This is a genomic window from Halomonas sp. B23F22_10 (assembly GCF_043496975.1).
GTDB classification, from domain to species: domain Bacteria; phylum Pseudomonadota; class Gammaproteobacteria; order Pseudomonadales; family Halomonadaceae; genus Halomonas; species Halomonas smyrnensis.
The window spans coordinates 748910-760861 of sequence record NZ_JBIEKF010000001.1 but is presented as its reverse complement, the minus strand read 5'-3'; the positions used below and the strand labels follow the sequence as shown (position 1 = coordinate 760861).

Here is an 11952-nt window from a genome sequence, read left to right as displayed (position 1 = left end):
TCGATAAAAAACGACGAAGCCGGCCCATGGGCCGGCTTCGTGCGTTCTGGCGAGGCGATCCGTCAGGCGACTTCGCCCTTGTGGGCCTCGCGCAGGCGACGGCGGAACAGCGGCTCCGGATCGTCGGTGCCGGGCTGGTAGCTGCGGCTGAAGGTGCTCAGGGCGTTCAAGGCATCCTCGACGATCTGATCCTCGCGCAGCGAGAAGGCGTCGAAGCCGCAGCGCGACATGTAGAACAGCTGGTCGATCAGCACGTCGCCGATGGCGCGGATCTGGCCCTGGTAGCCGTGCCGCTCGCGCAGCAGGCGGGCGATGCTGTAGCCGCGGCCGTCGGTGAACTTCGGGAAGTCGATGGCCACCAGCGGGGCGGCCTCGAGTTCACGCGCCAGCTCGTCGGTCATCTCGGTGTCGCTGGCCAGCCAGGGGGCGACGTCGTCGCCCTTGTCGGAGGCCTGCCAGTCGGCCAGCGGCAGCAGGGCCGGCTGGCCGTCGGGGCGCTGGGTGGCGTCCTCGCAGAGGACCCACTCATCGGCCACGACGCGCCGGTCGGCGATCAGGGGGCGAGAGGTCTGCTCAGGCATAGACACGCTCCTTGAAGGGTTTGAGGCCGATGCGGCGATAGGTGTCGAGGAAGGTCTCGTCGGGGTGGCGCTCGCCGACATAGACCTGCAGCAGGGTGTCGATCACGCCCGGCACGTCCTCGCGGTAGAAGGAGGGGCCGAGGATCTTGCCGAGCGAGGACTCGTTGCCCTGGCTGCCGCCCAGCGAGATCTGATAGTACTCCTCGCCCTTCTTGTCGACGCCGAGGATGCCGATGTTGCCGACGTGGTGGTGGCCGCAGGCGTTCATGCAGCCGGAGATGTTGAGCTCCAGCGGGCCCAGGTCGTAGAGGAAGTCGAGGTCCTCGAAACGCTCCTGGATAGCATGGGCGACCGGGATCGACTTGGCGTTGGCCAGGCCGCAGTAGTCGCCGCCGGGGCAGCAGATCAGGTCGGCCAGGGTGCCCACGGTGGGGTTGGCCAGGCCGAGCTCGTCGAGGCGCTGCCACAGGGCTTCGATCCGGTCCACGGCCACGTCGGTGAGCACCAGGTTCTGCTCGTGGGTCACGCGCAGCTCGCCGTAGCTGAACTCGTCGGCGATGTCGGCGATGGCGGCCATCTGATCGGAGGTGACGTCGCCCGGCGAGTGCTCGCGGCGCTTCAGCGACAGGGTCACGGCCTTGTAGCCCGGCACCTTGTGATCGGTGACGTTGTTGGTCACGAAGCGGGCGAAGGCACGGTTGTCGGCGCGCAGTGCCTCATAGGCCTCGATCGCCTCCTGGCTGATCTCGCGACGCTCGGGATCGACGAAGTGCTCGGCCACGGACGCCACGGCCTCGTCGGTGAGGGTCTGGGGGCCGTCCTTGAGGTGCGCCCACTCTTGCTCGACGCGGCGACGGAACTCGTCGACGCCCAGGGCCTTGACCAGGATCTTGATGCGCGCCTTGAACTTGTTGTCGCGGCGGCCGAACTGGTTGTAGACCCGCAGGATCGCCTCGAGGTAGGTCAGCAGGTGCTGCCAGGGCAGGTCCTCGCAGACCGTGTTGCCGATCATCGGCGTGCGGCCCAGGCCACCACCGGCCAGCACCTTGACCCGCACCTCACCGTCGTCGTTGCGCCAGAAGCGCAGGCCCACGTCGTGGACCTGGATCGCCGCGCGATCCTCCTCGGCGCCGGTCACCGCGATCTTGAACTTGCGCGGCAGGTAGGCGAACTCGGGGTGGAAGGTGGACCACTGGCGGATCAGCTCGCACCACGGACGCGGATCGACGTCCTCGTCGGCGGCGATGCCGGAGAACTGGTCGGTGGAGGTGTTGCGGATATCGTTGCCGCTGGTCTGGATGGCGTGCATTTCCACGCTGGCCAGGTCGGCGAGGATGTCCGGCACGTCTTCCATCTTGGGCCAGTTCAGCTGCAGGTTGGTGCGCGTGGTGAAGTGGCCGTAGCCGCGGTCGTAGCGCGCGGCGATCTCGCCCAGCTTGCGCAACTGGTAGGACGCGAGCATGCCGTAGGGAATGGCGATGCGCAGCATCGGCGCGTAGCGCTGCACATAGAGGCCGTTCTGCACGCGCAGCGGCAGGAATTCCTCGTCGCTGATCTTGCCCTCGAGGTAGCGACGCATCTGGTCGCGGAACTGGGCGACGCGTTCGTCGACCAGGGTCTGATCATGGGTGTCGTAGCGATACATTCAGCGCTTACCTGAAACGGGGAAGTGGCGAAGCTTGGCGACTACCTTAACGGGTCGCAATTATTCTATAAAAGAATAAATCTTCATAGTTTATATTCGAAACGGAATGAGCACAGGGCCTGTTCGTCGACCCTTTACGCTCATACCGCCAACCGCTGCCAGCCTCGGCGCTGCCAGATCAGCATGAAACCGAGGGAGTTGAGGCAGCGATAGCCGAGCTGGACCCACCAGATACCGAGCAGCCCGGCCTCCTGATGCACGCCGACCCACCAGGCCAGCGGCAGGAATACCATCCATTGTAGCGTCAGGGTGAGGGTCATCACCGTACGCTGGGCACCGGCGCCGAGCAGCGCCTGGGCGAAGACCAGGGCCGCGGCGTCGAGCACGATCATGGCCGCCGTGAGCTGCAGCGGCAAGCGTCCGAGCGCGATCAGCGCCGCGTCGTGCAGGAACAGCCCCAGCACGAGATCGGGCAGCAGCACCATCGGCAGGGCGATCAGCGCCAGGCAGGGAAAGGCCAGGCGCACCACGTCCCAGCCCCAGCGATGGGCGTCGCGATGATCGTGACGCCCCAGCGACTCGCCGACCAGGCTCATCGCCGCCATGCCCAGCCCCACGCCGGGCAGGATCAGCAGCAGCGACAGGTTCACCAGCACGTGGCCGACCGCCACGCTGGCGGTGTCGATCCGCCCGAGTATCCAGAACAGTACCGCGTAGCCGGCGGCGAACCAGATCTGCTGGAAGGAGTGCGGCACGGTCAGGCGCAGCGTGGTGGCGAAGGTGCCGGCGCAGGGGTGCTGCGTCAGGAAGCCGTTCGCCCGGGCGTGACGCAGGCTATACCAGGCCCACAGGCCGAGTCCGGCGAACAGTGAGAGGGTGGTGCCGGCGCCGGCGCCGGCGCTGCCCATGGCGGGCAGGCCGGCCAGGCCGAAGATCAGCCCCACGCTCGCCACCACGTTGATCAGGTGCATGGCCAGGATGATGCGCAGATAGAGGCCGGTCTGCTGGATGCCGTTCCAGTAGCCGCGGAAGCAGAAGATCATCGCCACCGGCACCAGCGAGGCGACGCGCCACTGGAAGTAGCCGGCCGCCTCGGCGTTCACCGCCGGGTCCTGGTTGATCAGCGCCAGCAGCGCCGGCGCCTGCCACAGGCACACCAGGGTCAGCGGGCCGGCCACGGCCAGGGCGATGACGAGTCCCGCATTGAGCGCCACGGCACAGCGCCCCCAGTCCTGCTCGCCGTGCCGTCTCGCCGCTTGGGCCTGCACCGCGGACGACAGCCCGAAGACCACGGCGGTGATCAGGAAGATGGCATAGCCGCCGATGCCCACCGCGGCCAGCGGCACCTCGCCGAGCGATCCCACCAGGGCGGCATCGACGAGGTTGAGCAGGCTCTGGGTGAGCATGCCGCCGATGATCGGCAGGGCGAGGCGCAGGATGGTCTGGCGTCGGGAGGTCTCAGGCAGCATGCCGGCCTCCATGGATCGGCTGGACGAGGCGGTGGATGGTCTGACGACGAGAGGATTCAGGCTGCATGCCGACTTCCAGCAATGACGAAACCGGGCCCGCTGAGCGGGCCCGGGGCGAGCGAGACGACCATCAGCTCGGGTCGTAGGAGAGCACCGGCGACAGCCAGCGTTCCATCTCGGCCAGCGTCATGCCCTTGCGGCTGGCCAGCGCCTCGACCTGATCGCGGGTGATCTTGCCGGTCGAAAAGTACTTCGACTGTGGGTGGGCGAAATACCAGCCGGACACCGCGGCGGCGGGCCACATGGCGAAGCTGTCGGTGAGCTCAAGGCCGGCGTTGGCCTCGGCCTCGAGCAGCCGGAACAGGGTGGCCTTTTCGGTGTGGTCGGGACAGGCCGGATAGCCCGGCGCCGGGCGGATGCCCTGGTACTTCTCGGCGATCAGCGCCTCGTTGTCGAGGGTCTCGTCGGCGGCGTAGCCCCAGAACTCCTTGCGCACCCGCTCGTGCATGCGTTCGGCGAGGGCCTCGGCGAGGCGGTCGGCCAGCGCCTGGACCATGATAGCGTTGTAGTCGTCGCCGGCGGCCTTGTAGCGGTTGGCGAGCGCCTCGACGCCGTGGCCGGTGGTGACGGCGAAGCCGCCGATCCAGTCCGGCTTGCCGGTCTCCTTCGGTGCGATGAAGTCGGCCAGGCTGTAGCAGACGCCCTCGCGGTTCTTGGTGGTCTGCTGGCGGATGTGGTGCAGCCGCTCGATCACCTCGCGGCGCGACTCGTCGGCGTAGACCTCGATGACGTCGTCATCGACGACGTTGGCCGGCCACTGGCCGATCACGCCGCGGGCCTGGACCAGCCCCTCGTCGATCAGTTTGCCAAGCATCGCCTGGGCGTCGGCGAACAGGCTGCGCGCCGCCTCGCCGACCACCTCGTCATCGAGGATCTTCGGGTACTTGCCGGCCAGCTCCCAGCTCATGAAGAACGGTGTCCAGTCGATGCGCTCGACCAGCTCGCTCAGGTCGTAGTCCTCGAACACCTTGAGGCCGGTGAAGCCCGGTGCCGGCGGCGTGTAGCCGTCCCAGTCGAGGACCGGCTTGCGCGCACGGGCCTCGGCGTAGGACAGATCCGCCGCCTTGGGCCGACGCTTGGCGTTGCGCTCGCGCACGACCTCGTATTCGGCGCGGATCTCGGCCACGTACTCGGGCTTGAGCGCCGGGGAGAGCAGCTTGCCGGCCACGCCCACGGCCCGGGAGGCGTCGGTGACGTAGATCACCGGATGCTCGTAGCCCGGCTCGATCTTGACCGCGGTGTGGGCCTTGGAGGTGGTGGCGCCGCCGATCAGCAGCGGGGTGTCGAAGCCCTGGCGCTGCATCTCCTTGGCGACGTGGACCATCTCGTCCAGCGACGGCGTGATCAGGCCGGAGAGGCCGATGATGTCGGCGTTCTCTTCCTTCGCCGTCTGCAGGATCTTCTCCGCCGGCACCATCACGCCGAGGTCGATCACCTCGTAGTTGTTGCACTGCAGGACCACGCCGACGATGTTCTTGCCGATGTCATGGACGTCGCCCTTGACCGTGGCCATGACGATCTTGCCCTTGGTTTGAGTATCCTCGCTCTTTTCCGCCTCGATGTAAGGCAGCAGGTAGGCCACCGCCTGCTTCATGACCCGCGCCGACTTGACCACCTGGGGCAGGAACATCTTGCCGGCGCCGAACAGGTCGCCGACCACGTTCATGCCGTCCATCAGCGGCCCCTCGATCACCTCGATGGGGCGCGTGGCACGCTGGCGGGCGAGCTCGGTGTCTTCCTCGATGTAGGCGGTGATGCCCTTGACCAGGGCGTGCTCGATGCGCTTCTCGACCTCCTCGTTGCGCCACTCGAGGTCTTCCTTCTTGGCGCCGCCGGAACCGTCGCCCTTGTACTCGTCGGCGATCTCCAGCAGTCGCTCGGTGCTGTCGCTGCGGCGGTTGAGCACCACGTCCTCGACCGCCTCGCGCAGCGCCTCGGGCAGGTCGTCGTAGACCGCCAGCTGGCCGGCGTTGACGATGCCCATGGTCAGCCCGGCGCGGATGGCATGGTAGAGGAACACCGAGTGGATCGCCTCGCGCACCGGGTTGTTGCCGCGGAACGAGAACGACACGTTCGACACCCCGCCGGAGACCATGGCGTGGGGCAGGTGCTCGCGGATCCAGCGGGTGGCCTCGATGAAGTCTACGGCGTAGTTGTCGTGCTCCTCGATGCCGGTGGCGATGGCGAAGATGTTGGGGTCGAAGATGATGTCTTCGGCAGGGAAGCCGATCTCGTCGACCAGCAGGCGATAGGCGCGCTGGCAGATCTCGGTCTTGCGCGCGAAGGTGTCGGCCTGGCCTTGCTCGTCGAAGGCCATGACCACCACGGCGGCACCGTAGCGCATGCACTTGGTGGCCTGCTCTCGGAAGGCCGCTTCGCCTTCCTTCATCGAGATCGAGTTGACCACCGCCTTGCCCTGGATGCACTTGAGGCCGGCCTCGACGATCTCCCACTTGGAGGAGTCGACCATGATCGGCACCCGGGCGATGTCGGGCTCGCCGGCGATCAGGTTGAGGAAGCGCACCATGGCCTCCTCGGACTCCAGCATGCCCTCGTCCATGTTGACGTCGATGACCTGGGCGCCGTTCTCGACCTGCTCCAGGGCCACCTCCAGGGCGGTGGTGTAGTCCTCTTCCTTGATCAGGCGCTTGAAGCGCGCCGAGCCGGTAACGTTAGTGCGCTCGCCGACGTTCACGAACAGCGAGTCATGGGCGATGTTGAACGGCTCGAGGCCGGACAGCCGGCAGGCCAGCGCGCGCTCGGGCACCTCGCGCGGAGGCAGGTCCCGAATCGCCCGATGGATGGCGGCGATGTGCTCCGGCGTGGAGCCGCAGCAGCCGCCGATGATGTTGACCAGGCCGCTCTCGGCGAAATCGCCGACGATGGCGGCCATCTCCTCCGGCGTCTGGTCGTACTCGCCGAACTCGTTGGGCAGGCCGGCGTTGGGGTGCGCCGAGACGAAGGTGTCGGCCTTGTCGGAGAGCTCCTGCAAATAGGGGCGCAGCTCCTCGGCCCCCAGCGCGCAGTTCAGGCCCACCGAGATCGGCTTGGCATGGCGGACCGAGTTCCAGAACGCCTCGGTGGTCTGGCCCGAGAGCGTGCGGCCGGAGGCGTCGGTGATGGTGCCGGAGATCATCACCGGCAGGCGTTCGCCGCGATCCTCGAACAGCTCTTCCAGGGCGTAGATGGCGGCCTTGGCGTTGAGGGTGTCGAAGATGGTCTCGATCAGGATCAGGTCGCTGCCGCCCTCGATCAGCGCCTCGGCGGCCTCGCGATAGTTCTCGCGCAGCTGATCGAAGGTGACGTTGCGCTTGGCCGGGTCGTTGACGTCCGGTGACAGCGAGGCGGTGCGCGAGGTCGGACCCAGCACGCCGGCGACAAAGCGCGGTACGCCTGTTTCTTCGGCCACGGCGTCGCAGACCGCGCGGGCCAGGCGTGCCGACTCGCGGTTGAGCTCGGCCACCAGGTCTTCCATGCCGTAGTCGGCCTGGGACAGGCGAGTGCTGTTGAAGGTGTTGGTCTCGACGATGTCGGCGCCGGCTTCCAGATAGTCGCGATGGATGCGCGTCACCAGGTCCGGGCAGGTCAGCGCCAGCAGATCGTTGTTGCCCTTGAGGTCGGTGGGCCAGTCGGCGAAGCGCTCCCCGCGGAATTCTTCCTCCGACAGCGCGGCATTCTGCAGCATGGTCCCCATGCCTCCATCGAGCATCAGGATGCGGCGGCGAAGGCTGTCGGTCAGCGAAGCGGTGAGAGGAGTCGGAACGGCGGCCATGGGTCGAGTCTATCTCCAGCGATAAGGGCGTCGGGGCGCGACAACGGCGCGATGATATTGTGTCGTATGGCGTCCGTCGCGAGGCCGGACAAACGTCGCATCTTAGCAAAAGCCGGGGTCCCGCGGCAGGGGCGCGACGCGAGCGTCTTTCATGTCGTGCGTGACCGGGTTTCATGCAGCCGGCGGGCGTAAAACCCAGCGCGGCGGTCGGGATTGTCAGGGTTCGGGCAGTCGCTTACCATAGTGGCAGACCCTCATCCCGGCCCGACCGTGCCGGGCTCGACCAGCGAGAGAGCAATGAGCGAGAGCATTCAGATCACCGACAGCGCCCAGGATTACCTTGCCGAGCTGCTGACCAAGCAGAACGTCGAAGGGATCGCCGTGCGCATCTTCATCACCCAGCCGGGCACGCCCTATGCCGAGACCTGCCTGGCGTACTGCCGCCCCGGTGAGGAAGAGCTGACCGACGAGCGTCTGGAGCTCGACAAGATCATCGTCTACCTCGACAAGAACAGCATCGCCTTCCTCGAGGAAGCGGTGGTCGACTTCAACGCCGACCGCATGGGCGGCCAGCTGACCATCAAGGCGCCCAACGCCAAGATGCCCAAGGTCAACGAGGACAGCCCGCTGGCGGATCGCGTCAACTACGTGCTCTACAGCGAGATCAACCCCGGCCTCGCGGCCCACGGCGGCGAGATCAAGCTGGTCGAGCTGACCGAGGAGCAAGTGGCGGTGCTGGCCTTCGGCGGCGGCTGCCAGGGCTGCGCCGCGGTCGACCTGACACTCAAGGAAGGCGTCGAGAAGACCCTGCTCGAGCGTATCCCCGAGCTCGCCGGCATTCGCGACGTGACCGACCACACCGACACCACCAACGCCTACTATCAATAAGCGTTCCGCCGGGCCGGCTCAGTGGCCGGCCTGTGTGTCCTCCTCGGGCCCCGCATCGTCGGGGCCCGAGGCGTTTTCGGCTGCGGCCTCGAGCCGGTCCTGACTCGCCTGCATCTTCTCCAGCGATGACCACAGCCGCGCCTCGAGCTGCTGCTCCAGCGCTTCCACGCGGGCCTGGCGGCTGTCCAGGGCCGCCTGAGCATCCTCCAGCCGGGCGCCGAGGCGGGTGCGTTCCTCGTCGAGGCTGACTCGGGCAGCCTCGGCATCTCGTCGCGCCTGCTCCTCGGTACGCCGCTTCTTCTCTTCTTCCTTCAGGGCGTCCTGCAGCGCCTGCTGCTCTGCCTTGGCGGCCTCGCTGCGCTTCTCCAGGCGCTCGTAACGCGCGGCATGGGTCTTCTCGGCGGCCTGGCGTTCCTGGCGGGCCTCGTCGAGCAGCCCCATCAGCCGTGCCTCGGCGGCCTCGTGGCGCTGCTCCTCCTGGCTGAGTCGCGCCTGGTGCGCGGTTTCCATCTCTTCCTGCGTCTGACGGTGAGCCTGGGCCTGGCGCTCCAGCTCGCCCTGCAGCTCATCCAGTCGCGCTTCCAGCCGGCCACGGACCTCGCGCTGACGCGTGGCCTCGGCCTGCAGGGTGTCGTGTTCGGCCTGGAGTCGACTTAGCTCGGCGGTCTGCTCGTTGAGGCGCTCCTCGCTGCGGGTCAGGTGTGACGACAGGGCGCTCTCGCGCTGCTCGGCATCCTCGGCGCGGCGCTCGGCGGCGGCCACCGCCTGCTGCGCCTCGGCGACCTTGTCGTCGGCCTCGCGGCGGTAGTGGGCCAGCGCCTCGTTGGCGGCGTCCTGGGCCTGCTGCCACAGCGATTCGGCGAGCTCCTGCAGCGGCGCCGGCATACCGCGGGGCGGCGGCACGTCGCGGTTCTCCTCGCGGCGTTTTCGCCATTCGCGCAAATGCTCGCTGATGGTGGTGAAGCTGCCGGTGCCGAGCGTCTCGCGAATCCGCTGCACGCTGGGCGCCTGCCCGGCGGCCATCAGCTCGTCGATCGCCCGCTGCACGTCTTCGAAGCGTACGCCGCTGCGCGCCATGCCGTTCTCCTTGTCTCGTGAGTCCGCCCGTCGGGACCTTCAGGTCGCACTATACCCGTCCCGGTCGTCGGGATAAAGATAATTACATTAAACGTAATACGTAACTTACATTATCAAAAAGGACATAAAAGCAAGATTACGCGCATTATCTTGATTATTCGTGGCGTAACGTCGATACTGCGGCCGGGTGGAGCAGATGATTGAATTCAAAGGGCGAAGTGCGGATGAAAGCCGGCGGGAAGGGGGGGCAGGCGCCTGTTTCGACCGCCCGCTGTGACGCAATAGCCACGAGGGAGGTGTAAACGGCCGTGGAAAGGGATAGCGAGACGCCGGGCGCGCTGATGTCTCGGGCGGCGGCGCTGAACGAGACGATGGGCGAGGTGCTAGGCGATGTCGTGAGTCGGGGCGAGCCGTCGACGGCATCGACGGTGGCTCCGGCCGCCGGACACGCCCATATCGTTGCGACCAGCGATGCCGAGGCGGTGGCCCAGTGGCTCGGCGAGTATCGCGCCAGCCCCAACACCCAGCGGGCCTATCGGCGCGAAGCGGAGCGGCTGCTACTGTGGTTGGCCGAGCAGGAGCTCGCGCTCGGCGAGATGCGCCGCGATCATCTGGACGCCTTCGAGGCTTTCCTGGCCGATCCGCAGCCCCGCGAGCGCTGGGTCGGGCCGACCCGGCCGCGCCACGATCCGCGCTGGCGGCCGTTTCGCGGCCCGCTGTCGCCGGCCAGCCGCCGGCAGTGCCTGGTGATCCTGCAGGGGCTGTTCGCCTGGTTGGTGGAGGCGGGCTGGGTCGGGCACAACCCGTTCAGGCTGATGCGCGACAAGCGCCGCCGGCTGGATAATCGCCAGGGCAGGGTGGAGCGCCACCTGGAGAAGCCGCTGTGGGACTGGCTATGGCAGTGGCTGAGCGAGGCACCGGACGACGATGCGACGCCGCGGGCGCGCTTCGAGCACGAGCGCCGCCGCTTCGCGTTCGGTTTCGCCTACCTGCTGGCCCCACGGATCGGCGAGATGGCGGCGGCGAGGATGCAGGACGTGTTTCGCCGCGAGGGGCGCTGGTGGTGGCACACGGTGGGGAAGGGCGGCAAGGCGGCCAGCATCCCGGTGCCGCCGGACATGATACGCCTGCTCGGGCAGTGGCGAACGGCGCTCGGCCTCGCGCCCGAGCCCGCCCCGGACGAGGTCACGCCGATGCTGAGAGGGCTCGATGGTCAACGCGGGCTGGGCGAGAACCGGCTCTATCGACTGATGCGCGAGGCCTTCGCTCGGGCGGCGGATGACCTGGAGGCGCGCCAGGGCCGGGCAAGCGCCCGCGAGATCGCACTGCTGCGGCGCGCCACGCCGCACTGGCTGCGCCATACCGCGCTCACGCATCAGGCCCAGGCCGGCGTCGAGCTGCGCTATCTCGCCGAGACGGCCCGGCATTCGCGGCTCGACACCACCGCCCGCTACCTGCACGCCGAGGACGCCGAGTGGCATCGCCAGCAGTCGCGTCACGGACTGTCGTCGGGGGCGGACGACGACGGGGCCCAGCCGTTATAATGGCGACAATCGTTTCAAGGAGTGTTGCATGACCACGACCGCCGAACAGGCCCAGCAGGAACTCGTCGACGAGTTCGAGATGTTCGACAACTGGATGGACCGCTACCAGTACATCATCGACCTGGGCAAGCAGCTGCCGACCTTCCCCGAGGAGTGGAAGCGCGACGAGCTGAAGATCCAAGGCTGCCAGTCCAACGTCTGGATGCACCATGAGCGCGACGGCGAGCGGCTCCGCTTCCAGGCGATCTCCGACGCCGCCATCGTCTCCGGGCTGATCGCCGTGCTGATGCGTATCTACGACGACCGCCGCCCGGAGGACATCCGCGACACCAGCCCGCACTTCCTCAAGGATCTGGGCCTCGACAAGCATCTCTCGCCGACGCGCAGCAATGGCCTGAACGCCATGCTCGAGCGCATCTATCGGGTCGCCGAGCAGGAAGCCGCCTGACAGGCGCCGACCGCCGGCATGAAAAACCGCCCGCAGCGGATCCTCGTGGTATCCGATGGATCGCCTGCGGGCGGTTTTCGCTCAGGCATGGATACGCCGCGTGCTGCGGCTAGCGCGTGGTCTCGTCGTTTGACGATGCCTCGTCGCCATCGCGACAACGGAAATGCTCGTCGAGCTCGGGGTCTTCCCGGCACAGCGTCTCGCTCGGGCCACCCGGGACCGGGTCGATGCCGCCCTCGGCGCCGGGATGGCAGCGCAGGATGCGGCGCAGGCCGAGCCAGCCGCCCCGGAGCGGGCCGTGGACCTTCAGCGCCTCCGCCGTGTAGTGGGAGCAGCTCGGCCAGTAGCGACAGCGAGGCCCGAGCAGCGGGCTGAGGATCAGCTGGTAGGCCTTGACCAGGCCCAGCAGGGGCCAGGTCAGGAGGCGTCCGGCGAGGCGCCGGGCGCGGTGGAGCAGGGCGGTCATGA

General features: G+C 67.6%; 9 protein-coding genes. 3 read left to right on the top strand and 6 right to left on the bottom strand.

From position 1 onward, the window contains the following. Positions 1 to 62: 62 nt before the first annotated feature. The 4 genes from ACGTNF_RS03425 to metH form a co-directional block, all read right to left on the bottom strand. Positions 63 to 581, bottom strand: coding sequence for a DUF934 domain-containing protein (locus ACGTNF_RS03425; protein WP_394600426.1), 519 nt, complete (start codon positions 579 to 581; stop codon positions 63 to 65). Further along, positions 574 to 2226, bottom strand: coding sequence for a nitrite/sulfite reductase (locus ACGTNF_RS03420; RefSeq protein ID WP_394600425.1), 1653 nt, complete (start codon positions 2224 to 2226; stop codon positions 574 to 576). The genes ACGTNF_RS03425 and ACGTNF_RS03420 overlap by 8 nt, the downstream gene beginning before the upstream one ends. 140 nt (positions 2227 to 2366) lie before the next feature. After that, positions 2367 to 3695, bottom strand: coding sequence for an MATE family efflux transporter (locus tag ACGTNF_RS03415; protein WP_394600424.1), 1329 nt, complete (start codon positions 3693 to 3695; stop codon positions 2367 to 2369). A 130-nt stretch (positions 3696 to 3825) separates the two neighbouring features. Next, a complete protein-coding gene (gene metH, locus ACGTNF_RS03410; protein WP_394600423.1) occupies positions 3826 to 7527 on the bottom strand; it encodes a methionine synthase in 3702 nt (1233 codons plus the stop codon). A gap of 297 nt (positions 7528 to 7824) precedes the next feature. Here metH and nfuA point away from each other — a divergent pair, with 297 nt between their 5' ends. Continuing rightward, positions 7825 to 8415, top strand: coding sequence for a Fe-S biogenesis protein NfuA (gene nfuA / locus ACGTNF_RS03405; RefSeq protein ID WP_394600422.1), 591 nt, complete (start codon positions 7825 to 7827; stop codon positions 8413 to 8415). Positions 8416 to 8433: 18 nt separating this feature from the next. On the opposite strand, the gene ACGTNF_RS03400 is transcribed toward nfuA, so the two are convergent. Then, on the bottom strand, positions 8434 to 9492 hold the full coding sequence (locus ACGTNF_RS03400; RefSeq protein WP_394600421.1) for a DNA-binding protein: 1059 nt from the start codon (positions 9490 to 9492) through the stop codon (positions 8434 to 8436). A 371-nt stretch (positions 9493 to 9863) separates the two neighbouring features. Here ACGTNF_RS03400 and ACGTNF_RS03395 point away from each other — a divergent pair, with 371 nt between their 5' ends. Both ACGTNF_RS03395 and ACGTNF_RS03390 read left to right on the top strand, forming a co-directional pair. Further along, positions 9864 to 11036, top strand: coding sequence for a tyrosine-type recombinase/integrase (locus ACGTNF_RS03395; RefSeq protein WP_394600545.1), 1173 nt, complete (start codon positions 9864 to 9866; stop codon positions 11034 to 11036). Positions 11037 to 11064: 28 nt separating this feature from the next. Next, positions 11065 to 11484, top strand: a complete 420-nt coding sequence (locus tag ACGTNF_RS03390; RefSeq protein WP_016854926.1) for a SufE family protein — start codon at positions 11065 to 11067, stop codon at positions 11482 to 11484. Between the two features lie 109 nt (positions 11485 to 11593). Here ACGTNF_RS03390 and yidD read toward each other — a convergent pair whose 3' ends face one another. Beyond that, positions 11594 to 11950, bottom strand: coding sequence for a membrane protein insertion efficiency factor YidD (yidD, locus tag ACGTNF_RS03385; RefSeq protein WP_394600420.1), 357 nt, complete (start codon positions 11948 to 11950; stop codon positions 11594 to 11596). Positions 11951 to 11952: the final 2 nt, after the last annotated feature.